Consider the following 23,227-nt stretch of genomic DNA (forward strand, 5'->3'; position numbering starts at 1 on the left):
TTCGCCCCCGACGGCCGCTTCCACCGCATCGAGGAGACCACCCTCATGCTCGAAGGCACCGCCGCCGACCGCGACCTCGGCAGCGCCCGCTGAACACCCACCCCGAACCGACCACCCCGAGGAGAAGCGCGTGTCCGTGTACCAGGAGATCGTCCGGCAGGACGCCGCGATCCCGGAGCTGCTCGGCGGTCTGCCCGCCGAACACAGCGTGACGTTCACCTCCCCCGACGAGACCGACCTGATGCGGCTCCAGGTCCAGGGCGCCCTGCCGCTGCCGGCCGTCGGCGACGTGATCGAACTGCACCGCAGCGAGGTCGTGGTCACGGACCTGACGACGCGCTACAGCCGCGACGGGACGACCGGCCGGCCCCTGGTGCACACCGCGGTCGCGGTCAGGGAACTCGACGTCCCCTGAAGCGCCGCCGGGGGCAGCCATGCTCAGCCGGCGCCCTCGGGCCGGGGCGGCGGGCGGTGGTCCAGGAGGGTGGCGACGGTGTCGCGGACGCCGACGGCGCGCCCGCTCCTGGGGACCAGGCGACCGGGGTCGGCGGGGTCGCGGGTGAACGCGTGCAGCTTCCCGTCCCGGGCGGCCAGGATCAGGTCGGTGGTCTCGCCGGCGATCTCCGCCGAGCCGACGGTCGTGTAGCGGACGGTGGTGAGCAGGGCGGAGCGCTCGGCCGCCTCGAGCACCGCGTCCGGGTCACCCGTCCGCTCGGAGGACGCCCATGGCCCTTGCGGCAGCCACTCGGCGACGATCCGCAGGGTCTCCTCCAGGGTGTGCAGCGACAGCTCGTGGACGCCCAGCGCGTCGATCCGGACGAGCAGGCAGGCCTCTTCCGGCTGCGGCAGGACGAGCGTGCGCCACGGTTCTCCGGGCCCGGCGCCGGTGATCCGCGCGTCCAGGACCGACCGGGCGCGCCGCTGGAAGGCCACCGCGATGCCGAGGTCGCCCCGGACCTGGATCCGGTCCGCGCCGGCGCCGGGCACCAGGAGCTGGCGGGCGGCCAGCGAGCGGACGGCCTCGGCCAGCACCTCGTCCGAGGGGCGGGCCTCCAGGAAGTCCACGACCGCGTCCACGACCGTCAGTTCGGCCACCGTGTACGCGCCGAGCGGCACCGCCCCGGTCCGGACCAGCTCGACCACGGTGTCCACCAGCCCCTCCGGGACGGACGCGGCCCCCGCCTCGGGCTGCGGAGCATCGCCTTCGCTCACCGGTCGTCCTCCGTCCATCGGGTCCCCGGCGGCGGGCCGCCGTCCGGGGCGGAGAGCACGCGGGCCGCGGGCGGCAGCGGTGCCTCGCTGATCCACACCTGGGAGTTGCCGAACAGTCCCCGCCCGGAGCGACCGGACAGCGTCCCGCCCAGCTCGTCGGACGGCTCGCCCCGCTCGGGCGGCGGGAAGCGCCCGGCGAGGTCGGCGGAGGCCGAGGTGGCGTCGTCGTCGGCCTCGATCCGCCCGAGCGCCTCGGCCAGCGAGCGGGAGACCGGCGCGCTCAGCGCGGTGGGCACGGCGACCGCGGGCGAGAGGTACATCGGCCGCCGCTCGGTGACCCGGGACAGCCCCCACGGGCCGACGTTGCTGCGGGTGATCCGGTAGACGACGTAGTCCATCAGATGGCGCAGGTCGTTCAGGCTGGGCAGCTTGCGGGCGCCGAACGCGGCCGGCGTCTTCTCCAGCTGCAGCCAGGTGCCGTTCGCGGTGCGGCCGTGCAGCTTCTCGCGCACCACCTGGCCGCGCATGCCGATGTCCGGGTAGCGGGACTTGTCGATGTCGCGGTGATGGCTCGACAGCCGGTGGTGGCTCACCTCGGGGAACCGCCACGCCTCGTAGAGCTGCGGTTCGTCGACCAGCACGTGCCCGCCGCACAGCACGTCGTGCAGCTGCGGGACCTGCAGCCCGTGCCGTTCCAGGTCGGCGAGGATCGCCGCCTCCTGCGGGCTGAGCCCCTTCACGGCGGCGAGCAGCCCTTTGCGGTAGGCCGCGTTGCGGGCGGTCAGCTCGATCAGCAGCTGCACCCGGGTGCGGGTCTCCTGCGCGGCACGTTCCTGCTCCGCCCGCGCCGCGCGCCGCCTGCGGCGGCGTGCCTGTCCACTGACCATACGCACCAGTACAGCACCGGACGCAGCAGGACAAAAGCGGACGGATCTCCGCCCCCGGTGAGCCTCCGGGCCGGCCTGCCCGCCGTCCCCTCCGGGACGCCCGGCTCAGTACTCGTTCTTGATGACGAAGTACGACCCGCGGATGGTCCCGGCGAGCTTCGACTTCTGCCGGGCGAACTTGAACCGGTCGGCCAGCTCCGCCGGGACCTCCATCCCGTCCGAGAGCTTGAACCCGACCGCCCGCTTCTTCGGGTCGTCGACCGTGTACATCACGTTGATCGACAGGCCGCTCTCGTAGAAGACGTACGCCATGCTGATGTTCTCGACCTGGAAGGCGGTGGCCTCGAGCGGCCGGGAGGCGATGACGAGGTCGCGTTCCTCCTTCAGGATCCGGTGCACCCGCTCGACGACCTCGGCCGCCTCGGCCGCCGGCTCCACCGTGAAGGTGTGGTCGTACTTGTTCTTGAGGTACCGGGCCTCGTTCGCCCGCAGCCCGGCGAGTGCCTCCGCCACGGGTGACGACTCGAGACCGACGGTCGAGACGGTCTGGAAATCCACGGTGTAGCTCATGGCCGATCCCCTTCTCGGTGACACGGAGTGAACGCCCGGCCCCGGGCCCGGGGTACCAGGCGATCCTATGTCCGGTCGCCGCCGCTGCGGGTGACGCCGTGGGCGTAACCGCCGCCGGACGGCGGGCGGCCGTGCGAGCCTGTGGTCGCCGGTCCGTTCCGGACGGTGGTGGCCGACGTGGAGGTGGCGATGAGGGTCGTGTTCGTGCACGGGGCGTGCGTGCGGGACGGCGCGTGGTGGTGGCGCCGCACCGCCGAGCTGCTGCGGGAGCGGGGCGTGGCGAGCGAGGCCCCGGCGCTGCCGAGCTGCGGCGAGGCGGGCCCGCCCGCTGGCGCCGACGGCCCGGGGCTGGCGGAGGACGTGGCCGCGGTGCGGCGGGTGCTGGAGGCAGGCGACGGGCCGACCGTCGTGGTCGCGCACAGTTACGGCGGCATCGTCACCGCGGAGGCCGCCGCGGGCGTCGGATCGGTGCGCCATCTGCTGCTGGTCTCCAGCTACCTGCCGGAGGTCGGGCAGAGCCTGTCGGACTTCGGCGACGGCGGCCCGGCCCCGTTCCTGGACGTCGACCCCGGCGCCGGTACCTTCGGCGTCCGCCCCGAGCTGCTCGTGGACACCTTCCTGCAGGACTGCGCCCCCGAGGACCAGGCGCAGGCGGCCGACCACCTCGCCCGGCAGAGCGTACGGGTGACCGGGCAGCCGGTCGGGGCGGCCGCCTGGCAGCAGGTGCCCTCGACGTACCTGGTCTGCGCGCAGGACCGGGGCACCCCGGCGCGGCTGCAGCGCGAATACGCCCGCCGGGCCGGCGCCGTCGTCGAACTCGACACCGGTCACCACCCGTTCCTGTCCCGGCCGGCGGCGGTCCGGGACCTGCTGACGAGCCTGTGAGGGCCGGGCCGGGAGCCTCGACCGGGTGCGGTTGAGGCCTGCCGGCGCCGGTCGGATACTTCCGGTATGAGCACCGCGTACCGGCGGCCGACCACCGGGGCCGCACCATGACCAGGGTCGTCGCGGACATCACGATCTCCCTCGACGGCTTCGTCACCGGCCCCGACCCCGGGCCGGACAGCGGCCTGGGGACCGGCGGCAAGGCGCTGCACACCTGGGCGTTCTCCGACGACCCCGAGGACCGCCGGGTGCTGCGGGAGGCGACCGGCCGCTCGGGCGCCGTCGTCCTCGGCCGCAGGCTCTTCGACGTGGTCGACGGGCCGAACGGCTGGGACGACGAGACCGGCTACGGCGCCGCCGAGGTCGGCCGGCCCGCCTTCGTCGTGGTGACGAGCGCGGAGCCGGAGTCGGTGCGGCTGGACGAACTCGACTGGACCTTCGTCACCACCGGCCTGCCCGACGCCGTCGCCGCCGCGCGCGAACGCGCCGAAGCGGCCTCGGCCCGCACCGGCACGGACCTGGACGCCGTCCTGATGGGCGGCGGCGCCCTGGTCCGCTCGGCACTGGACGCAGGCCTGGTCGACGCCCTCACACTGCACCTGTCCCCCGTCATCCTGGGAGCCGGCACCCCCCTGTTCACCGGCGCGGTACCACGCACCCTGGTCCAACGGAGCGTCATCGTGACCTCGACCGCGACACACCTCACCTACGACGTGCTCTGAGGGCCGCTCCGCGGACTGCCCCCGGGGGTTCAGGCCGCTCAGGCCGCGACGGAGCTGAGCGGGTGCAGTTCGCCGTGACCGTCCGCGACGTAGGCGTAGGAGGACTCGGGGACCTCGTGCCAGGCGCCCTCCAGGTCGCCGAGCGGCTCGGAGACCACGATCCGCGTCCCGTCGGCGACCTCCTTGAGGGCCGCCACCTCCGGGTGCAGGGTGCGCAGCGTACGCACGTCGGTGCTGAAGAACAGCGAGCGTGAGCGGTGCTCGGTGGAGTAGCGGAAGGCCCACAGCCGGCTCCCGTCGCTGACCGCCACCGTCATCTGCAGCGGGGCGGGGACGCCGTGGCGCTGCCCCGCCTCCTCGATCGTGCGGATCATGCGCTCGACGGCGCGCGGGGCGTCGTCCCGCAGCCCGAGGGAGAGCGCCAGGTAGAACATCAGCTCCGAGTCGGTGGACCCCTCGACGTACGGGTAGAGCGACGGGTCGATCAGCAGCGCCAGGTCGCGCTTGAGCTCCGGGAAGCCGTGGATCGCCCCGTTGTGCATCCACAGCCAGTGGCCGTACCGGAAGGGGTGGCAGTTGCTCTGCTGGACGGCGGTGCCGGTGGAGGCGCGGATGTGCGCCAGGAAGAGCGGCGAGCGGACGCAGCGGGCGAGTTCGAGCAGGTTGCGTTCGCTCCAGGCCGGGCCGGTGGCGCGGAATACCGCGGGCTCGGCCGGTGACGCGCGGTCGGCGAGGTCCGGGTACCAGCCGACGCCGCAGCCGTCACCGTTGGTGGTCTCGACGCCCATCCGGGCGTGCCGGCTCTGGTCGATCAGCGAGTGCTGCGGTTTGTAGAGCAGTTCCGCCAGCGCGATCGGCGACCCGGAGTAGGCCAGCCACCTGCACATGTCCTCACCGTCCCTGTCGGCGCACCGGGCAGCCGGGCGGACCGGCCGCGGACCCGTCACCGCTTTCCACCGTAGGCCGGGCCGGGTGACCGGGCCCACCGGACGGACGGGAGGACGACGCTCCCCGGACACCCTGCTGCTCTAGGGTGCGCCCGGAACCCGTGCCCGTGCTCGGGAGGAAGAAGGTGGATCGTGACGGTGTCCGCACCGCCGCCGGCGGGGCCGGACGCGCTGGAGCGACGGCTCGGTGTCTTCGACGCGGTGCTGATCGGGCTCGGGGCGATGGTCGGTGCGGGCATCTTCGCCGCGCTCGGCCCGGCCGCGGCGGCGGCCGGTTCCGGGCTGTTGCCGGGCCTGGCGGTGGCCGCCGTGGTGGCGTACTGCAACGCCACCTCCTCCGCCCGCCTCGCCGCCCGTCATCCGGCCTCCGGCGGGACCTACGTGTACGGCCGGGAGCGGCTCGGCGAGTTCTGGGGGTACCTCGCCGGCTGGGGCTTCGTGGTCGGCAAGACCGCGTCCTGCGCGGCGATGGCGCTGACCGCCGGGACCTACCTGTGGCCGGCCCGGGCGCACGCGGCGGCGGTCGCCGCCGTGGTGGCGCTGACCGCGCTGAACTACGCCGGGGTGCAGAAGGCGGCCCGGCTGACGCGGGCGATCGTCGCCGCCGTCCTGGCGGTGCTCGCCGCGGTGGTCGTCGCCTGCCTCACCGGCCCGGGCGCCGAGGCGGCGCGCTGGGCCGTCGGCGCGGACGCCGGCCCCCTCGGCATCCTCCGGGCGGCCGGCCTCCTGTTCTTCGCCTTCGCGGGCTACGCCCGGATCGCCACGCTCGGCGAGGAGGTCCGCGACCCCGGGCGCACCATCCCCCGCGCCGTCCCGACGGCGCTCGGCATCGCCCTGGTCGTGTACGCCGTGGTCGCGCTCGCCGTCCTGGCGGTGCTCGGCCCGGACCGGCTGGCGGGTGCGGCGGCTCCGCTGGTCGAGGCGGTGCGGGCGGCCGGGGTGCCCGGCCTGGCCCCGGTGGTGCGCGCCGGGGCGGCGGTCGCCGCGCTCGGCTCGCTGCTCGCGCTGATCCTGGGCGTCTCCCGCACCACGCTCGCGATGGCCCGCGACCGGCACCTGCCGCACGCCCTGGCCGCCGTGCACCCCCGCTACCGGGTGCCGCACCGGGCCGAGCTCGCGGTCGGGGCCGTGGTCGCGGTCCTCGCGGCCACCACGGACCTGCGCGGCGCGATCGGCTTCTCCTCGTTCGGCGCGATCGCCTACTACGCGGTGGCCAACGCCGCCGCCCTGACCCTGACCCCTGAGGAGGGGCGCCCGCCGCGCGTGCTGCCCGTCGTGGGGGTGGCCGGGTGCCTGGTCCTGGCGTTCACGCTGCCCGCCGCCTCGGTGCTCGCGGGGGCGGCGGTGCTCGCGCTGGGCGCGGGGCTGTACGGCGTCCGCAGGCTGCCGGCCCGCTCCTGACCACCGGTCACGGCGGCGCCGGGGCCCGCCGGGAGCCCGGCCGGCCCCGGCGGCGGCCCGGCTACGCGGGGAGCGTGGTGGCGCCGCCGTGCGCCTCGTACAGCTTCATCGCCTGGAGGCCGTGGGCGAGCGAGCCGCCGGCCCGGACCGCGGCGGCCACGAAGACGACCTCGGCGAGTTCCTGGGCGGTGACGCCGTGCCGGCGGGCCTGGCCGGTGTGGACGTCCAGGCAGTAGGAGCACTGCGTGGTGAGCGCGACCGCGATCGAGAGCAGTTCGCGGGTCCTGCGGTCCAGCGCGCCGTCGCCGCGGTCCACCGCCTCCTGGAACGAGCGCCAGGCCGCGAACTCCTCAGGGGCGAGCGCTCCGACCTCGCGGGCCCGGGCCAGGTCGGACGGGTCGTGGTACGGGTGGTGGTGGTCGTGCGGCATCGGTGCTCCCAGCTGGTCGGTTCCACCCGCCGATCGTCCGAGGCCGGCCGGCGGGCTCGGTGGATCAAGCTCACCAGCAGGCGACCGGGCCGGTCCAAGACCGTTTCGCTCCGGTGCCCAGCGTCTCGCTATCGTGCCTGCCATGGACCACCGCCGTCTGCGCTACTTCGTCGCCGTCGCCGAGGAGCAACACTTCGGCCGGGCCGCGGCGCGCCTGCACATGTCGCAGCCGCCGTTGAGCCAGCGGATCCGTGAGCTCGAGGACGAGTTGGACTGCCGGCTGTTCGAGCGCTCGGCGCGGGGCGTGCGGCTGACCGAGGCGGGTGCGGTGCTGCTGGTCGAGGCGCGGCGGCTGCTGGAGGCGGCCGAGCTGGTCGGCGAGCGGGTCCGCGCGGTGGGGCGGCGGCGTCCGGTCGTGGTGGGCACCGTCTCCGGTGCCGGGCTCGGATTCGGTCCGCGGATCGTCGCCGCGTTCCGGCGCACGCACCCGGACACCGAGGTGCGGCTGAGCGAGAGCGGGATCGACGATCCGACCGCCGGTCTGCGGTCCGGGCGCGTCGACCTGGCGCTGACCAGGCTCCCGTTCGACCTGGCGGGGCTGAGCGTCCGCCACCTCGGCGAGGAGTCCGTGGTGGCGGCCCTCGCGGTGGACGATCCGCTGGCGGGCCGGGGCACGGTCGCGGTCGGGGAGCTGCGCGACCGCCCGTGGATCCGGCTGCCCGAGGAGGCCGATCCCGCCTGGCGCGGTTACTGGTCGGCCGGTGCGGACGGCGCGGCGTCCGGTCCGGTGGTCCGCTCGGTGGCGGAGTGCCTGCACGCGGTGCTCTGGCAGGGTGCGGTCGGGGTCCTGCCCGCCGCGGCGGCGCACCGTCACCGTACCGAGGGCATCGCCTTCGTCCCGGTCACCGGCCACCCGCCGAGCCGGGTCGTCCTGGCCTGGCCGTCGGCCGACCCCGACCCGCTGGTACTCGCCTTCGCCGAGGCCGCCGCAACCGCCACCGCGACGGCGACGGTGACGGCGTCGGGTGGGCCGGACGGCTGCTGAGGCGGTACGGCGGGCGGGTGCGCGCCGGGCCGCTCAGCAGTGCTGCGGGGCCGTCGCCAGGGAGCGCAGGTGGACGTGGACGGTCGCGGGCTCGGTGCCGGTCACGGCCGCGACCGCGACCGGTGGAAGGTCGAGGACCAGGTGGAGCAGCAGGACGTCCTGCTGCGGGGCGGTGAGGTGGGCGACGGGGCCGAGCGGGCGGGGGCCGGCCAGCGCGCAGACCCGCCTGCGCAGTGCCTGCCAGGCACAGGCGGCCGGGCTGGCTGCGGCGAGGACGTCGTGCCAGTGTCCGGCGAGTTCGTGGAAGGCCTCGCGGACGACCCTGCTCGCGTCGTCGGGGGTGAGCAGCAGGGCGGCGTAGCGGAGGTAGTTCTCGCGGTGGAGGTCGTGCAGGGCCCACAGGTCGAGTTGGGGTGCGGGGCTGGGCGGTATGGGCATGGTGTTCCCGAGGTAGCCGGTGGGCGGATGGGACGGTCTGCGGACAGGGCCAGGGATGCGACCCTGTCCGCAGGACCTGGTCACCGCACGAGCGCCGGGGCCTCCCCGCTGCCGTCGCGACCCGGCGGGGCCTGGAGGTGCGGGTCGGCCTTGTCGGCGTTCACGCTGCTCTTCAGTGCGACCCACAGCCTGAACAGGGTCTCGGTCGGAATGCTGCCGGCGGAGGTCTTCATCGCGCGGGCGAATTCGCGCTGGTAGGTCTTGGCGGTCATCGGCACCCGGGTGCGGGCGTTGTGCGTCCGTTCCCAGGCCGCCGACCACAGGGCGCGACGGCTCTCCTTGACGCCGCAGGCCTCCATATAGGTCGTGAGCAGGGTCCGGTGCAGCGGGGCCTCGCCCTTGAGGACCAGTGCCAGGGTGCTGGACGGCAGGCGGTTGCCGCGTGCCCGCGCCCGGCGGTCCAGTTCCTCGAGGGAGGGCCAGTCCGCCTTGCGGCGCATCTCGTGCATCGCCCGGCGCAGGTCGGCGAAGGAGTCCACCTGCTCCGGGTTGAGCCGCCGTGGTGCACGACGGCGCTGCCCGCCGGAGGGTCTGGGCACGTGGGCCCAGTAGTTGGCCTGGGTCCACTTCCTGCGGGCGGTCCTGAGGTCGGCGTCGCAGGCGCGGGCCATGGCCTCGACGACCTCCCAACTCGGCAGCGAGCGACCGCTGGTGGCCCGTTGCAGGGTGGTCGGGTGGAAGTTCGTCCGATCGGCGAGCTGGCGGTAGGTCAATTCGGCCCGGTCACGTTGCTCGCGGAGCCAGCAGGCCAGGCGGCGCAGCGCCGGTTCGCCGGCCGCGACCGGGTTCTCTCTGCGTCCCATCGCGGGTGGGCCTCGTCGCTCAGACCCGCTCCGATCGCAGCCGCTGTCCCACCAGCCAGCCGCCGCCGGCCAGTTCGAGCGCCGCGCCGGCCGACATGCCCGCCATGACCAGGGCCGCCGCGACGGCGATGACGACCACGATCACGATCGCCTCGGCCCGGCCCGGCAGCCAGGACGGGACCGGGCGCGGCGGGCCGGCCTCGGCGCAGCGGGCGGGAGCAGGGGTGGACTTCACACGCTTCCTCGTCATCGAGGACACCTCCGATAGCACTGTCTACTCCAACGGGTCGAACCTTCGATGGTTGGCGTCACCGAAGCATTCGTTCGAGTGACACTCTGTCAGGCGGGCCCCCGATTCCCAATCCGTTCGGTGAACGCAGCGCGGATTGATGCGCCGTTGTCCAGGTCGGTGCCGGGACTTCGGGAACACTTCCGGTGGAGATCCGCAGGCCGAGCGGACGAAACCGAAAATTGATGCGCATTCGCGCAGCGTCCCCTTGTTCCTGCCATGTCCGGGTGTGACGATTGCTGCGGCGTCGTCCAGACCTCTCGGTCGGGTACCCGGGGCGCTGTTCACTCCAACGAATTCGGGAACAGCCGGAGTGGGCCGTGTTGGCGCATGGGCCCGCCCGGACAGCAGAGACCGCCCGGCCGTGAGGCCCGAGCGGTCTCTGTGCGTTCGCGGCGGGGCAGCAACGAGTACGGCCCGGCCCGGTCAGGGGTGCTGGGGTCCGCCGGACAGCCAGCGGCGCGCCGTCACGGCGAGCGCGAGGGCGAGGACGGTCGAGGTGGCCAGCCAGGCGACGCCCACCCCGGTCAGGCCGTGGCGGGGCATCAGCACCAGGACGAGCAGCAGGAGCAGCGCGGCGAAGGCCAGCTGGAGGCCGGTCAGGAAGACCAGGGCCTGCCGGACCCGGGCGACGTGGACGGCGACGCCGAACAGCACGTTGGGCAGCGCGGACAGGGCCATCAGCCGGAGCACGGTGGTGCCGTGCTCGGCGTAGTCGGCCCCGAACAGGCGCAGGATCCACGGCGCCGCCGCGACCGTGACCAGGGCGGCGGGGGTGATCAGCGCGGCGGTGTGCCGCAGCATCCGGCGGGCGTGCTCGGCGAGCCGGCCGGGTTCGGCGGCGCCCTCCACCGTGAGCGACTGGCCCATGCTGTACGCCGCCTGGTAGAGGGTGTCGGTGACCAGGTAGGCCAGCGAGTAGTAGGCGGTCTGCTCGGCGCCGAGGCGGGCGAGCACCAGGAGCGGGAGCGATTTGGCGACGGCGGTCTGCCCGAGCTGTCCGACGTAGTCCGCGGCCGCGTAGCGCGCCATCCGCTGCGGCTGGCCGCCGGGCCGGTCGTCGTCGCGGGCGGCTGTGCGGGTGGCGGCACGGTCGTCGTCGCGGGAGGGGCGGACGGGGCGGGCCTCGGGCAGGGCCCGGGCGAACAGCACCGAGTTCGCCAGCAGCACGGCGAGCACCAGGCCCACCGCCCAGGACAGCAGGATGCCCGAGGCGACCGCCAGGGCCGCGCACACCGCCAGCACCAGCACCTTCGCCACGGCGAACACGAAGTTCTCGGCCAGCACCCAACCCGGCCGGCGCAGGCCGGTCAACGCCCCGTCCTGGAGGACGAAGACCGCGTAGCCACCGGTCGCCACGATGAACAGCACCGCCGACCACGGCTCGCGCAGTTCGGTGAGGCCGGGTGAGATCCACTTGGCCAGCAGGACGAACCCGACCGCCACCGCGGCGCTGGTCCCGGCCGCGATGGCGTAGCAGCGCACCACCAGCCACCGGCCGCGCTCGCCGGCGGTCGGCAGGAACCGGATCAGCACGTCGCCCAGGTTCAGCGATCCGAGGGTGGCCAGCAGCATCGCCGCGGACAGCAGCGCGTAGCTGCGGCCGACCGTGGCGGCGGAGAACCACCGGGCCGCCAGCAGCCAGAACAGCGCGCCGAGCCCCGCGGCCAGCACCGCGCTCGCCGCCAGGATCCGGCCGTTGCGCAGCAGCGCCGAACCACCCGGGGGACGTTCGGCCGGGCGCAGCCGCTCCCGCCACCGCACCAGCGGCCCGGGCCCGCCCGTACCGCCGGTCACGCGGCGTCCCGGCACGGGACGACCAGGACCGGGGGCGGCGGCGCGAGGAGGGAAGGCATGCAACGAACCGTGCCAGACCCACCGCCCCGCATCTCGGAGCACACGCGGGCCCGGTCCTCCGCCCCCGAAACGACGGCACGTGCACCGAGCGCGGCCGGAACGTCGCCGGAGGCGGGCCCTACATCCCCAAACGGCGATCGAAATCCGCAGAGTTGGGGCCCAGTTCCGACCCGTCGGCGGGCTCGTTCCCGGCCGCATCCGCAAGCCCGTCCATGAACCCGGCGGCGTACATCATTGCTTCCGCCACGGCTTCCATGTCCGCCCTGTCAAGGTCCGGCAGAATATAGCGCAGAGAGGTTCTGGCGCCGGAAATGTTCGCCGCAACACAAATGACGGCGTATTCCGACCTGGTGAGCCCTGGAATCCCCTCGTGCCTGGCAATGCAGCCGTCCACATATTCCATCGCCCGATCGAGCAGAATAACTGCACACCGCCCGTCAGGCTTTTCGACGAGATCGACAAAACCATTTTCGATCATCCACTCCCGCACCCTCAAAGAGTTGAAGATGAGCCTGCGGGCGGCCTCCATCTGAGGCTTGAGCGCTGCCGAATTCATGAGCAGCTCGTACAGTTCGCCCTCCTCGACCTGACCCGCCCTCAAGGGAACGCCACGGCGCTCGATCACGGCGCCACCCCGCCTTCGACACCGAAGTCGAGTCGACCTCGCAACGGATCCGGCTCGACATTGCCAGGCTTGTCCTTCATGCAGCTCATTTCCTCCGAGGGGATGACACGGGGCCGTGGCCTTCCCGGGGCTTCGGCGTAGTCGCGTGGCGTCCGGCTTGTGGCGATCTGTCGGGTGGACGATTCATCGAGGCCCTGCACCAAGCGACCACTCCGAAGCCCCGACCGCGGAGGCCAGGGCTTCTCACCCAACGCCCCGGCCCGGAAAATCCTGACGGCGGACACGCACCGCAGCCCTCCGGTGTGTCGGAGCGCGCCTACGAAGCCCTCCCTCGACTCCGCAACCGCCGAGGCGTCGCGCCCGTCCTGTCGGTCGAGGATAGATCATCGATCGGGGAGCGGTTCGTGCGCAAGACAGTGTCGGGGTTCGCGGCGGCGGCCCTGTGGAGCGAGGCGCTGTACACGCTCTTCATCTGCGCCGGTATCACGATGGAGTGGGTGGTCGGAAGATCGGAGTTCGAGGGCCTGCACCTGCGGGAGTTCGCCCTCTGCATCGGCTGGACGGCCGTGTGCGTCCGGGTCGGGCGCAGCGCCGTACGGCTGCCCAGGAACCCCTCGGTCGCATCCCGGTGGGGCCTGCTCACGATGGCTGCGGTCCACCTCTTGCTGGCGGTACCTCTCTTCTCCTACCGGAACCCGCTGATCGCGTACGGGCTGATCGCGGTCGGAGCCCTGCTCGTGGTGGTCGGCGTGCAGCGGGCACCGCGAACGTAGTGGGCACGGGTCGGCCCGGCGGCAGACGCCCTCGACCCACGACGCCCGCTCGCCCTCCTCGACCTCGCGCGGGATTCGGCAACGAGCGTGGCCTGCTGTCCGGGCCGTCCGGACAGCAGGCCAACGAGAAACTCCCTCAGTGGACGAAGTGGTGGCGGTGTTCCTGCAGGAAGGCGTGCAGGGTGCGGGGTGGGCGGCCGAGGAGGTGGGCCACGGTGCCGGTGGGGTGTTCGGGGCGGGTCCGGGCGAGTTGCTGGATCTCGGTGACGTGGTCGGCGAGCCAGCCGGGCATCCGGGCCTGGCGGACGAGGTGGTCGCGCAGTGCCTCCGGGGGCAGGTCGACGTAGCGGACCGGGGTGCCGGTCAGAGCAGTCAGTCGGTCGGCCAGTTCGGGGTGGCTGACGGCTTCGGGGCCGGTCAGGGTGTAGGTGCCGCCGGCGAGGTCCGGCCGGGTGAGTACGGCTGCGGCGACGTCGCCGATGTCACGGCCGTCGATGTAGTTGCAGGGCGCGTCGCCCATCGCGCCGAGGAGCACCGATCCGGCCGCGACGCCCGGGGCCTGGCGCAGCAGGTTCTGCATGAAGGCGTACGGCCGCAGCACGGTGTGGGTGACCGGGGCGACCCGGAGGTGCTGTTCGACGGCGTGGTGCCCGCGGGAGACGGCGACCGGCGAATCGGCCTCGGCGGCCGGGGCGGAGATCTTGACGATGTGCCGCACACCGCTGTCCGCGGCGATGTCGATCACCCGGGTCTCGAGTTCGACCTGCTCGGGGCCGTTGGCCATGGCGAGGAACAGCTGACTGGTGCCCTCGAAGGCGGCGTGGAGGGAGGCGGGGCGGGCGGCGTCGGCGTGGCGGACCTCCAGGAGCGGTGTCCGCTCGTCCTGCTGAGGGGTCCGGGTCAGTGCGCGGGCCGGCACGCCGAGCGCGTGCAGGCTCCGGAGCAACGCCGTGCCGGTGGTTCCGGTGGCGCCGATGACGGTGATCATGTCGTTTCCTGTTCCTGAGGCTGTCGGGATCGGGTCGTCGGGAGCGGTTGTCAGGAGTGGGTCAGGCGTGCCGGGGGCGGACGGTGGCCCGCCAGCGCAGGGTCACGATGGTGGTGGCGAGGGCGGCGGAGAGCGGGAGGTCGATCCGCAGGCGCTCCAGCCACCCGGCGGCCGGGACGGCGGTGTGGGCGGGGAGCCAGTGGGCCGCGGACCAGCCCAGCAGGGCACCTGCGGTGGTCGTGGCGGCGACGAGCACGGCCGTCAGCACCACCCGAGGCAGCCTCGTGGTCCAGCGCCGCGGGCGTCCCCCGTGTCGCAGCCAGGCGCCGAGCAGGTACGCGACCACCGCGGAGGTGCCGGCGATGGAGGTGCACGCGGCGATCGCCAGGTCCCGCTGCCCGGTGGCGATTCCGGCCGCACCGGCGGTCAGCGCGGGAGCTGCGTACGCGGTCAGGACCTCGCGCCAGAGGATGAACGGGCGTGCGGGGGTGGCGACTTCCAGGGTTCTCGGCATGGTGGTCCTCTCGGGGTCGGGCAGCAGTGTAATTAGGTGGCTAACTATGTGGGCGAAAAACAGGCCCCGCCGCCGGGCGGGGCACGGTGCATCGCGACTCGGGTCAGTCGGCGGTCAGGGCCGCACTCCCCCGGACGACGCGCGCGAGCAGGTCGAGGAAGACCGTGCGCTCCTGGACGCTCAGGCCGCCCACCATCTCCTCGAGCCGCCCGAAGTGCTCGGGCGCCATGTCACGCAGCCGCTGCGCGCCACGGGCGGTCAGCACCACCACCGCGCCGCGCCCGTCATCGACGCTCGCGCGGCGGGCCACCAGGCCGTCCCGCTCGAGGCCGTCCACCAGGCCGGTGACCGTGGCCCGGGAGACGCCGAGGTCGGCGGCCAGCCCCGACGGCGACTTCTCCCCGCCGCAGCCCTCCAGGTCGGCGAGCAACCGGTAGCGCCCGGTCGACAGGCCGAACCGGGAGAAGTGCACCTCGGCCGCCCGGCCGACCCGCGCGCCGGCGGAGATCAGCCGCACCGCGACCAGCACCGCCTGCGGATCGACCGCGAGGCCGTAGCCCTCGACCTGCTGCCTGGCCTGCTCCAGCGTGGGAGCCTCGACGCCCTCCCCGTCCTTCGTCATGCAGATAATATGGCGCCTAATCAGATGCACCGTCAAGCCCGCTCCCGTACGGCGGGACGGACATCGGACCGCCGGAGCGCGATCCCGGCCGCCCGCCGGGCGATTCTCGGCCTCCTTCGGATACGCACCGGACCGGACCGGGAGGGCCGGGTACCGTGGCGGTTGACGGACCGCCGACATGCGCTCCGCTCAGCGTGCTCCCCGCCGGCCGCCGGGGATCATCGGGTCGGCCGGCGCGCGGTCGAACGTCGGGGAGGACGGCTGTGTCGGAGCTCGACGTACGGGGCGGCGCCTGGGCCGGCCCGGGGGTCACGGTCGCGCGGATCGGCGGTCGCCGGCGGGTGACCCGGCCCTGGCACCCCGGGCTGCGGCCCTACCTGCGCAGCTACGCCGGATACTGGGAGCCGGGGTCGTCGCCGTACCGGGTGCGGGTGGTGCCGACCGGACGCGCCGTCGTGGTGATCAACCTGGCGGCGCCCTTCAGCCAGGTCACCCGGCTGGGGCTGCCCGGGGCCGGCAGCGGGCGGATCGGCTCGCTGGTCGTCGGCCTGGAGGACCGACCGGCGCTGTGCGAGCACCCCGGCGGGCAGGAGGCGATCCGGCTGGAACTGACACCGCTCGGCGCCTACCGGCTGTTCGCCGTGCCGATGCGCGAGTTGACCAACCACACGGTCGAGCTGCAGGACGTGCTCGGCCCCGGCGCCGTGGCGCTGGTCGAGCAGCTCGCGGCCACCGGCGACTGGGCGGGCCGCTTCGACCTGCTCGACGCCGCCCTGCTGGCCCGGCTCGGACGCGGCCCGCAGCCGGCACCCGAGGTCGGCCGGGCCTGGCAGCTGCTGGCCGGCACCGGCGGTACCGTCCCGATCGCCCTGGTCGCCGCCGAAGTGGGCTGGAGCCAGGGGCACTTGATCCGCCGGTTCACCGAACAGGTCGGGCTGGCACCCAAGGCGTCCGCCCGGGTGCTGCGGTTCCACCGCGCGATCACCATGCTGGCACGGGACGGGAGCAGCCCCGCGGCGGTCGCCGCCGCCTGCGGCTTCTACGACCAGGCCCACCTGAACCGGGAGTTCCGGGCGCTGGCCGCCGCGACCCCGGGCCAGCTGGTGGCCGCGCGCCGGGTGGAAGGGGCGCTCCCGCAGTAGGGCCGCCTTCGCGGCGCACGGGCGGGGCCCACGGCGGGGCCCGCGGCGGCGGGCGAGCGCAAATTTGTCCAAGCCGGGTTCGGCGGGCGGGCGTTAGCTTCCTGGTGTCCGGGGCGCGCCCACGCCGCGCGTGCCGGACCTGTGGGGCGGGCCGGCGGAGGCTCGGGGGCCCGCCGGCCTGCGCGGGGGTGCCGGCGGTCGCCCCGGGCCCGCCGGCGGTTCGCTCCACGGCGATCGGTCGCAGCGCACCTGCTCGGGGAGTCGATCCGTCCGTGCGCCCGAACGCGCGCGGCACGGGCCAAGGGGGGACACCATGGCATTGGAACTACCGCCGGAACTGGCCGGCGTGCTCGGCCTGTTGGGCCTGGAATGGCCGCAGGTGGACGAGGACGAGGTGGTCAGGCTCGCGGACGAGCTCAGGAAGCTCGCGCTGACCCTCGACTCCGTACAGATGGACGCCGACAAGGCGCTGACCGCGCTGCAGGAGGCTTACCACGGCGCGTCCGCGGACCGGCTGGCCGAGGTGTGGGGCTCGGTCTCCGGGTACTCGCGCCTGGTGGTCGAGGCCTGCGGCGTCGCCGCGAACGCGCTCAACGCCGCGGCGCTGGTCATCGAGGGCTGCAAGGCTGCCACTCTCGCCCAACTCATCGTCACCCAGGGTGAGTTGGCGGCAGCCACGGCGACCGGGCCGTGGAGCACGGCGGCCATCGTCGCCGCCGCCGAGCAGATCGCCTCGACCATCCTGGACGAGGCGGTGTCGGCGCTCGGCCAAGCCCTGGCCCAGCCGGTGGGCGACCTGGTCGAGGCCGTGGTCGGCGGCCTGATCGGCGGCGGCCCGGGGTCGTCGCAGAGCACCGGATTCGGGGTGGATCTGGAGCAGTTGGCCTCCTGCGCAGCGCAGTTGCGCAAGCACGCCGACGGGATCGACGCGCACGGCAGCTCGTTCCGGCGGATCCTGGAGGGCCTGGACCTGGCCCGGCCGGGCGACGCGCTCGGCCGGCTGCTGCTCGCCGCCGCCGAGCAGATCGCCGTCGCGGTCGGCACCGAGGTGCTCGAGCGCCTGCTCGGCTGCTTCCGGGGCACCGCCGACCGGATGGACCAGGTGGCGCGGAACCTCACCGAGAACGAGGACGCCCACAGCCGCGAGATGCAGGGGATCCTGACCGCACCGGCGTCGCCCTCCGGGGCCGGTCCGCTGAAGCTGGCGGGCGGGGTCGGCGGCGGCTTCGGTACCACCCACCACGCGGGCCGGCGGACGACGGAGGACGGACCGGACCTGGTGACCGCCGCCGCCGCGCCGAGCGGGGGTGGCCCGCTCCCGTCGACGGTCGCCCAGCCCGTAGCGCGCTCCCCCCGGGCCGGTCGCCCGGCGGGCCCGTACGCGCCGGACCGGCACGCCGTATCGGCCGAGCGCGCCACCGTCGGCACCACGCCGCAGTCGAGGACCGCGGCGGCCGGCGAGCCGCAGCAGGCTTTCGGCCACCAGGGCGGCCAGGCCCCGGCGCGCACCGGGAGCGGTTCCGCCGGTGGGCACTCCACTGCGGCGCCGGGACCGTACGGCCGCTCCCGGCTCGCCCGTCAGCAGGGCCAGGACCGGACGCACGGGGAGGAGAGCCCCGCCGAGCCCGCCGAGCCGGCCGAGGCTGCGGAGGAGCGGGAGCCTGCGGCCACCGGCCGGGAGGTCCGCGCCGCCCAGGGTTCCTGACGCCCGACCGGCACCGGTGATCGGGCCCGTGCCCTCGCGCGGCCTCACCGTCGGCCCGCGTCCGCCATCGGGTGGACCGGCGGCGGTGGGGCCGCCCTCACCCGGGGTTCACCCGGCCGGGTAGGTCACCGTGGTGGTGGTGCCGCCCGGGCACCCGTCGCCAGCCGTTGGAGGCACCGGATGGACGAGGTCGAGCACGGGAGCGGGCTGCCGGACCGTCGGAGCGTGCTGCGGGCCGGGATGGCCGCCGGGGTGGTGGCCTCCTTCACGGAAGCGGCCGCGGCACCGGCGGCGCGGGCCGCCGACGGCGGGGCGCGGACCGTCGTCCTCACCGGCCATCTGGACACCGGCGCCCCCGACTTCGTCCTCCTGCCGGTCGAAGTCCCGTCCGGTGCAAGGGAGATCGCGGTCGCGTACTCCTATGACCGCCCACCCGTCCCGCCCGGCACGCCGGGCAACTCGTGCGACATCGGCATCTTCGACGAGCGCGGCACGGCGCTCGGCGGCCGCGGCTTCCGGGGCTGGTCGGGCGGCTTCCGGCAGGAGTTCGCGATCAGCCGGTCGGCAGCGACGCCCGGGTACCTGCCCGGTCCGGTCGGGCCCGGTACCTGGCACGTGGTGCTGGGCCCGTACCAGGTGGCGCCGGCGGGCATGGACTACCGGGTCGAGGTCACCCTGCGGTTCGGCGCGCCGGGCCCGGCGTTCGTGCCCGCGTACCCGCCGGAGCGGGCGCGCGGGCGGGGCCGGGCCTGGTACCGCGGTGACTGCCACCTGCACACGGTGCACTCGGACGGCCGCCGGCTGCCCGAGGAGGTGGCCGCGGGAGCGCGGGCCGCCGGCCTCGACTTCATCGTGTCGACCGACCACAACACGTCCTCCGCGCACGCGGTCTGGGGGCCGCTGGCCGGCCCCGACCTGCTGATCGTCCTCGGCGAGGAGGTCACCACCCGCAACGGGCACTGGCTGGCGCTCGGCCTGCCGCCCGGCGAGTTCGTCGACTGGCGGTACCGCGCCCGCGACGGCGCCTTCCCCCGGATGGCCCGCCAGGTCCAGGCGCACGGCGGCCTGGTGGTCCCGGCGCACCCGTTCTGCCCGTACGTCGCCTGCCTGTGGAAGTTCGGCTACGAGAACGCGGACGCGGTCGAGGTGTGGAACGGGCCGTGGACCTACGACGACGAGTCGGCCGTGGACGGCTGGGACGCCCGGCTGGTGGAGGCGGTGCGCGACGGCCGCCGGTGGCTGCCCGCGGTCGGCAACAGCGACGCGCACAGCGCCCCGCAGGTGATCGGCTCGCCGCACACGGTGGTGCTGGCCGAGGACCTGAGCCGGGCCGAGGTCCTGGCCGGGATCCGGGCCGGGCGCAGCTGGATCGCCGAATCCGCCTCCGTGCAGCTGGAGTTGACCGCGACCGGGGGTGGCCGGCAGGCCGGGATCGGCGAGGTGCTGACCGTCCGGGGACAGGCACCGGTGGACGTCCGGGTCACCGTGTCGGGCGTGCCGGGCGGGACCGTCCGGTTGATCACCGACGAGGGGCAGCTGCACCAGGAGTCGCTGCCGGCGGACGGCGCCGGCACGGTGGTGTGGCGGACCACCGCCTCGCTCGCCGCGTACGTCCGCGCCGAGGTGCGCCACCCGAAGGCCGACGGGACGCCCGGGAAGGGCAACAGCATGGGCCCCGACCTGCCGTGGGGGCCGATGGCCGCGCTCAGCAACCCGGTCTTCCTGCGGAGCCAGTGAGTCCCCGGGGTTTCAGCTGGTCTCGCGGCGCTGTTTCATCTCGGCCTCGGCGATGTGGTCGCGGTCGCCGGCCAGCGCCTCGCGGACCTGCCGCTCGACCTCGGTGAAGCGCCGGTGGTAGCCGTCGTCGTAGGTCTCGACGATCTCGAAGGTCCACATGCCCGGCAGTACGTCGGCGCCCCGGACCTCGCGCTCGACCAGGTCCGCCTGCTCGTGGTGGCCGGCCGCGCGCAGGGCCCGCACCGCCTCGCCGACCACCCGGTCCGCTCCGCCGGTCAGCTGGTGGAAGTCGTAGAGGCGGCCGCGGGCCCGCTCGGTCGTCTCCAACGCCTCGGACAGCAGGCCGAGCGCCTCGACGGTCGCGTCGTCCATGCCCGGCGGGCGGGTGTGCCGCCGCGGCCGCCCCGCGCGCTGCTCCTGATCGTCCATCCGTCCGCCTCTCGCCCGCGCCCGCCCTGCCGGGCGCGCCGCCGTTCCTGTCCCGGCCCGGTCGGTCACCGGGCGGGCCGGTCAGTCGCCGTCCGTCGCGGGATCCGGCAGCTGGCCGTGCGCGCCGAGCCACTCCCGCAGCGCGGCGAGGCGCCGGCGGCCCGCCTCGGCGACGGCGGGACCGGCGGACGTGGCCTCGGCCTCGACCGCCTCCCGCGCGGCGTTCTGCTCGGCGGCCGCCAGGATGTCCTGGACGGTCCGGCCGGGCAGTTCGCCGTTCTCCCGCCGGCGGGTCAGCCGGTCCTGGACCGCGCGCAGGACGGCCTGCGGCTGCGGCGCGTGGGTATCGATAGCGAGTTGCCGCCGGTGCTCGGCGCGGGCAGTCAGGTGCGCGTCGATCATCTCGCGGGCCACCGCAGCGGCCGGCTCGGCATCCGTACCGTGACGTCCGGTCATGCGTCACACCGTAGGCGCCGGGGTCGCCGCTGCGGCGGAGGCGGCCCGGCGCGCTCGCGGCCGGTATCGTGGACGACGGGGAGAGACGGCTCATGATCACGGCTGGTGGAGCGGGAGCTTGAACCCCTCGTGGCTGCGGGCGAAGCCGAGTGCGGCGTAGAAGCGGTGCGCGTCCTCGCGCTGCTTGTTGCTGGTCAGCTGGACCAGCGCGCAGCCGCGCGAGCGCGCCCTCGCGATCACCTGCGCCATCAGGCTCCGGCCGAGGCCGTCCCCCCGCCGGTCGGCGCGGATCCGTACCGCCTCGACCAGGGCGCGCTCGGCGCCGCCCCTGCCGAGCCCCGGGACGTAGGTCACCTGGACGCAGCCGACGACGGCGCTGCCGTCCACCAGGATCAGCATCTCGTTCCGCGGGTCCGTGTCGATCGCCTCGAAGGCGCGCTCGTACGCCTCGGTGACCACGACGGTCGCCGGGTCCACCACCCGGTCCTCGTCGGCGAGCAGCGCCAGGACCGCGGGCAGGTCGGCCCTGCTGGCGAGGCGGAGGGTACGAGCGGGCCGGGGCCCGGTGGCAGCAGGCATGAACCCGACCCTAACCAGGGCCGCACGGCCCGAGCACGGGTCCTATCGCCCCAGCAGGCCCTGGACGAGCCGGTGCGCGGCGCGCACCCTCCGGTGCTCCCGGCTCCTGACGGCCGAGGCGTCGTCCGGCACCTCGGCGAGGTGCTCGGCCGGGGTGCGGCGCGGCGGCCGGGCACCGTGGCGCGGCTGGGGAACGCTCGGGGCTGGACGGCGGCCGGGACTCCCGGCGGGCGAGTTGCTCACACCCCTTCAACGAGCGGACGGCCCATCCCGCACGGGTCGCACCGACAGTTGTGCGCCGGCCGCGGTGGCGTCCCGGAGCGGCGGCGGTGTCGGTGCCGGGCGCGACGGTGCCCGGGTCGGGCCGGACGGAGATCGTGAGGGACTCGCGGCCACGGGGGGTGGGTGGTAGGTCCCCGGCCGAGGCTCGGGACCGAGGTGTCCGGATCTCACCCCCCATCACCGCTCCCGCACCGGCACCGGGGCCGCAGGACCCCGCGATGGCGGGGGGTCGCTGCGGCCCGGGTGGTGCGGTGGTCGGTGAGGGGGTGCGGTCAGTGGCCGGCCGTGAGCTGTCCGGCCAGTCGGCCGTGCAGGTCGGCGCTCGGCTCGTTGAGGCCGGTGATCTCGACGGTCTTGCCGCGCTGGGCGTACTTGCTCTCGATCGCGTCGAGCGTGGCGACCGAGGAGGCGTCCCAGATGTGCGCCTTGCTGAGGTCGATGACGACCTTGTCGGGGTCGCCCGCGTAGTCGAACCGGGTGGTGAGGTCGTTGCTGGAGGCGAAGAAGAGCTCGCCGGTGACCGAGTAGACGACCTGGTCGCCGTCGGCGTCGGTGACGGCGGTGACATCGGCGAGGTGGGCCACCCGCTTGGCGAAGATGACCATGGCGATGACCGAGCCGACCACCACGCCGATCGCCAGGTTGGAGGTGGCGACGACCACGGCGACGGTGATCACCATGACGGCGATCTCGCCGGCGGGCAGCCGCTTGAGCGTCCTCGGGGCGATCGAGTGCCGGTCGAAGGTCGCGACGGACACCATCACCATCACGGCGACCAGGGCGGCCATCGGGATGTCGGAGACGACGGGCCCGAAGACGATGCAGAGCACCATCAGGAACGCCCCGGCCAGGAAGGTCGACAGGCGGGTGCGCGCGCCGGACACCTTCGTGTTGATCATGGTCTGGCCGATCATCGCGCAGCCGCCCATGCCGCCGAAGAACCCCGTGACGATGTTGGCGACGCCCTGGCCGATGGACTCGCGGGTCTTGTCGGAGCGGGTGTCGGTGAGCTCGTCGACCAGCTTGGCGGTCATCAGCGACTCCATCAGCCCCACCAGCGCCATCGCGAGCGCGTACGGGGCGATGATCCGCAGGGTGTCGAGGTCGAACGGGACGTCCGGCAGGCCCGGTACGGGCAGCGAGGACGGCAGCGTGCCCTTGTCACCGACCGTGGGCACCGCGATCCCCGCACCGAGGGTGATCGCGGTCAGGATCACGATCGACACCAGCGGCGCCGGGACGACGGTGGTGAGCCTCGGGAAGAACACCATCAGCGCGAGGCCGCCGGCGATCAGCGGGTAGACCGCCCACGGCACGTGCGTCAGCTCGGGCAGCTGGGCCAGGAAGATCAGGATCGCCAGCGCGTTGACGAATCCGACCATCACCGAGCGGGGCACGAAGCGCATCAGCTTCGCGACCCCGAGCGCGCCCAGCACGATCTGGAAGACACCGGCCAGGATCACCGCCGCGACCAGGTAGCCGAAGCCGTGCTCGCGGTTGAGCGGGCCGATCACCAGCGCGACGGCGCCGGTGGCGGCCGAGATCATCGCGCGCCGGCCGCCCACGATCGAGATGGTGACCGCCATGGTGAACGAGGCGAACAGCCCGATCTTCGGATCGACCCCGGCGATGACCGAGAACGAGATCGCCTCCGGGATCAGCGCGAGCGCGACGACCAGACCGGCCAGCACCTCGGTGCGCCAGACCTTCGGGTCGGACAGCCAGTCGGGCTTCAGACCGCGCAGGCGCGCGGCCGGGGACACAGCAGGAGCGGACAAGGAGCGGAACCCGTCGTGATCGGGCAGGCCCTGGCGGTGCACCGGGCATGC

General features: G+C 74.4%; 26 protein-coding genes and 1 pseudogene. 10 read left to right on the top strand and 17 right to left on the bottom strand.

Annotated features, from left to right (window positions below; translation table 11 throughout):
- A pseudogene (locus ABT014_RS14870) lies at positions 1–93 on the top strand (nuclear transport factor 2 family protein); the annotation flags it as partial.
- 37 nt (positions 94–130) lie between these two features.
- The gene (locus tag ABT014_RS14875) at positions 131–415 is read left to right on the top strand and encodes a hypothetical protein (RefSeq protein ID WP_350639136.1); all 285 of its coding nucleotides are present in this window, start codon (positions 131–133) and stop codon (positions 413–415) included.
- A 23-nt stretch (positions 416–438) separates the two neighbouring features.
- Here the strand turns inward: ABT014_RS14875 and ABT014_RS14880 are convergent, their stop codons facing one another.
- From ABT014_RS14880 to ABT014_RS14890, 3 genes are all read right to left on the bottom strand, one after another.
- Complete coding sequence (locus tag ABT014_RS14880) at positions 439–1,212, bottom strand: hypothetical protein (protein ID WP_350639137.1); 774 nt, start codon at positions 1,210–1,212, stop codon at positions 439–441.
- Positions 1,209–2,099 carry a hypothetical protein gene (locus ABT014_RS14885; RefSeq protein WP_350639138.1) on the bottom strand — a complete coding sequence of 297 codons (891 nt, stop codon included), beginning with the start codon at positions 2,097–2,099 and terminating at the stop codon, positions 1,209–1,211. The genes ABT014_RS14880 and ABT014_RS14885 overlap by 4 nt, the downstream gene beginning before the upstream one ends.
- Before the next feature lie 105 nt (positions 2,100–2,204).
- Positions 2,205–2,669 (bottom strand): DUF8821 family protein, encoded by a 465-nt coding sequence (locus ABT014_RS14890; RefSeq protein ID WP_350639139.1) that lies wholly within the window; start codon positions 2,667–2,669, stop codon positions 2,205–2,207.
- A gap of 189 nt (positions 2,670–2,858) precedes the next feature.
- Here ABT014_RS14890 and ABT014_RS14895 point away from each other — a divergent pair, with 189 nt between their 5' ends.
- Both ABT014_RS14895 and ABT014_RS14900 read left to right on the top strand, forming a co-directional pair.
- A complete protein-coding gene (locus ABT014_RS14895) occupies positions 2,859–3,554 on the top strand; it encodes an alpha/beta fold hydrolase (RefSeq protein WP_350639140.1) in 696 nt (231 codons plus the stop codon).
- A gap of 107 nt (positions 3,555–3,661) precedes the next feature.
- The gene (locus ABT014_RS14900) at positions 3,662–4,276 is read left to right on the top strand and encodes a dihydrofolate reductase family protein (protein WP_350639141.1); all 615 of its coding nucleotides are present in this window, start codon (positions 3,662–3,664) and stop codon (positions 4,274–4,276) included.
- Positions 4,277–4,314: 38 nt separating this feature from the next.
- Here ABT014_RS14900 and ABT014_RS14905 read toward each other — a convergent pair whose 3' ends face one another.
- The gene (locus ABT014_RS14905; RefSeq protein WP_350639142.1) at positions 4,315–5,163 is read right to left on the bottom strand and encodes a class II glutamine amidotransferase; all 849 of its coding nucleotides are present in this window, start codon (positions 5,161–5,163) and stop codon (positions 4,315–4,317) included.
- A 198-nt stretch (positions 5,164–5,361) separates the two neighbouring features.
- On the opposite strand from ABT014_RS14905, the gene ABT014_RS14910 reads away from it, so the two are divergent.
- The gene (locus ABT014_RS14910; RefSeq protein WP_350639337.1) at positions 5,362–6,624 is read left to right on the top strand and encodes an APC family permease; all 1,263 of its coding nucleotides are present in this window, start codon (positions 5,362–5,364) and stop codon (positions 6,622–6,624) included.
- 61 nt (positions 6,625–6,685) lie between these two features.
- On the opposite strand, the gene ABT014_RS14915 is transcribed toward ABT014_RS14910, so the two are convergent.
- Positions 6,686–7,054 carry a carboxymuconolactone decarboxylase family protein gene (locus ABT014_RS14915; RefSeq protein ID WP_350639143.1) on the bottom strand — a complete coding sequence of 123 codons (369 nt, stop codon included), beginning with the start codon at positions 7,052–7,054 and terminating at the stop codon, positions 6,686–6,688.
- 142 nt (positions 7,055–7,196) lie between these two features.
- Between ABT014_RS14915 and ABT014_RS14920 the strand changes: the two genes are divergently transcribed.
- A complete protein-coding gene (locus ABT014_RS14920; protein ID WP_350639144.1) occupies positions 7,197–8,099 on the top strand; it encodes a LysR family transcriptional regulator in 903 nt (300 codons plus the stop codon).
- 33 nt (positions 8,100–8,132) lie between these two features.
- On the opposite strand, the gene ABT014_RS14925 is transcribed toward ABT014_RS14920, so the two are convergent.
- The 5 genes from ABT014_RS14925 to ABT014_RS14945 all read right to left on the bottom strand — a co-directional run bounded on the left by ABT014_RS14925 (position 8,133) and on the right by ABT014_RS14945 (position 12,171).
- Positions 8,133–8,537, bottom strand: a complete 405-nt coding sequence (locus tag ABT014_RS14925; protein ID WP_350639145.1) for a hypothetical protein — start codon at positions 8,535–8,537, stop codon at positions 8,133–8,135.
- Between the two features lie 80 nt (positions 8,538–8,617).
- Positions 8,618–9,400, bottom strand: coding sequence for a helix-turn-helix domain-containing protein (locus ABT014_RS14930; protein ID WP_350639146.1), 783 nt, complete (start codon positions 9,398–9,400; stop codon positions 8,618–8,620).
- A gap of 19 nt (positions 9,401–9,419) precedes the next feature.
- Positions 9,420–9,650 (bottom strand): hypothetical protein, encoded by a 231-nt coding sequence (locus ABT014_RS14935; RefSeq protein ID WP_350639147.1) that lies wholly within the window; start codon positions 9,648–9,650, stop codon positions 9,420–9,422.
- Between the two features lie 465 nt (positions 9,651–10,115).
- The gene (locus ABT014_RS14940; RefSeq protein WP_350639148.1) at positions 10,116–11,486 is read right to left on the bottom strand and encodes a lipopolysaccharide biosynthesis protein; all 1,371 of its coding nucleotides are present in this window, start codon (positions 11,484–11,486) and stop codon (positions 10,116–10,118) included.
- Between the two features lie 178 nt (positions 11,487–11,664).
- Positions 11,665–12,171, bottom strand: a complete 507-nt coding sequence (locus ABT014_RS14945; protein WP_350639149.1) for a hypothetical protein — start codon at positions 12,169–12,171, stop codon at positions 11,665–11,667.
- 404 nt (positions 12,172–12,575) lie between these two features.
- On the opposite strand from ABT014_RS14945, the gene ABT014_RS14950 reads away from it, so the two are divergent.
- The gene (locus ABT014_RS14950; RefSeq protein WP_350639150.1) at positions 12,576–12,944 is read left to right on the top strand and encodes a hypothetical protein; all 369 of its coding nucleotides are present in this window, start codon (positions 12,576–12,578) and stop codon (positions 12,942–12,944) included.
- Positions 12,945–13,080: 136 nt separating this feature from the next.
- Here ABT014_RS14950 and ABT014_RS14955 read toward each other — a convergent pair whose 3' ends face one another.
- The 3 genes from ABT014_RS14955 to ABT014_RS14965 all read right to left on the bottom strand — a co-directional run bounded on the left by ABT014_RS14955 (position 13,081) and on the right by ABT014_RS14965 (position 15,068).
- Entirely contained in the window at positions 13,081–13,932 is an 852-nt protein-coding gene (locus ABT014_RS14955) for an NmrA family NAD(P)-binding protein (RefSeq protein WP_350639151.1), read from the bottom strand.
- A 61-nt stretch (positions 13,933–13,993) separates the two neighbouring features.
- Positions 13,994–14,446 carry a hypothetical protein gene (locus ABT014_RS14960; RefSeq protein WP_350639152.1) on the bottom strand — a complete coding sequence of 151 codons (453 nt, stop codon included), beginning with the start codon at positions 14,444–14,446 and terminating at the stop codon, positions 13,994–13,996.
- A gap of 103 nt (positions 14,447–14,549) precedes the next feature.
- Entirely contained in the window at positions 14,550–15,068 is a 519-nt protein-coding gene (locus ABT014_RS14965) for a MarR family winged helix-turn-helix transcriptional regulator (protein ID WP_350639153.1), read from the bottom strand.
- Positions 15,069–15,331: 263 nt separating this feature from the next.
- On the opposite strand from ABT014_RS14965, the gene ABT014_RS14970 reads away from it, so the two are divergent.
- The 3 genes from ABT014_RS14970 (at position 15,332) to ABT014_RS14980 (ending at position 19,652) form a co-directional block, all read left to right on the top strand.
- Positions 15,332–16,210 carry a helix-turn-helix domain-containing protein gene (locus tag ABT014_RS14970; RefSeq protein WP_350639154.1) on the top strand — a complete coding sequence of 293 codons (879 nt, stop codon included), beginning with the start codon at positions 15,332–15,334 and terminating at the stop codon, positions 16,208–16,210.
- Between the two features lie 313 nt (positions 16,211–16,523).
- Complete coding sequence (locus tag ABT014_RS14975; protein ID WP_350639155.1) at positions 16,524–17,915, top strand: WXG100-like domain-containing protein; 1,392 nt, start codon at positions 16,524–16,526, stop codon at positions 17,913–17,915.
- Between the two features lie 180 nt (positions 17,916–18,095).
- Positions 18,096–19,652: a CehA/McbA family metallohydrolase gene (locus ABT014_RS14980; protein ID WP_350639156.1), complete on the top strand. Its 1,557-nt coding sequence runs from the start codon at positions 18,096–18,098 to the stop codon at positions 19,650–19,652.
- A 12-nt stretch (positions 19,653–19,664) separates the two neighbouring features.
- Here the strand turns inward: ABT014_RS14980 and ABT014_RS14985 are convergent, their stop codons facing one another.
- The 4 genes from ABT014_RS14985 to ABT014_RS15000 all read right to left on the bottom strand — a co-directional run bounded on the left by ABT014_RS14985 (position 19,665) and on the right by ABT014_RS15000 (position 23,161).
- On the bottom strand, positions 19,665–20,081 hold the full coding sequence (locus ABT014_RS14985; RefSeq protein ID WP_350639157.1) for a hypothetical protein: 417 nt from the start codon (positions 20,079–20,081) through the stop codon (positions 19,665–19,667).
- Between the two features lie 81 nt (positions 20,082–20,162).
- Positions 20,163–20,537: a hypothetical protein gene (locus ABT014_RS14990; RefSeq protein WP_350639158.1), complete on the bottom strand. Its 375-nt coding sequence runs from the start codon at positions 20,535–20,537 to the stop codon at positions 20,163–20,165.
- Between the two features lie 96 nt (positions 20,538–20,633).
- On the bottom strand, positions 20,634–21,116 hold the full coding sequence (locus ABT014_RS14995) for a GNAT family N-acetyltransferase (RefSeq protein WP_350639159.1): 483 nt from the start codon (positions 21,114–21,116) through the stop codon (positions 20,634–20,636).
- A 554-nt stretch (positions 21,117–21,670) separates the two neighbouring features.
- On the bottom strand, positions 21,671–23,161 hold the full coding sequence (locus ABT014_RS15000) for a SulP family inorganic anion transporter (RefSeq protein WP_350639160.1): 1,491 nt from the start codon (positions 23,159–23,161) through the stop codon (positions 21,671–21,673).
- Positions 23,162–23,227 lie beyond the last annotated feature (66 nt).

The sequence above is a fragment of the Kitasatospora sp. NPDC094015 genome (assembly GCF_040304075.1).
Taxonomy (GTDB): domain Bacteria; phylum Actinomycetota; class Actinomycetes; order Streptomycetales; family Streptomycetaceae; genus Kitasatospora.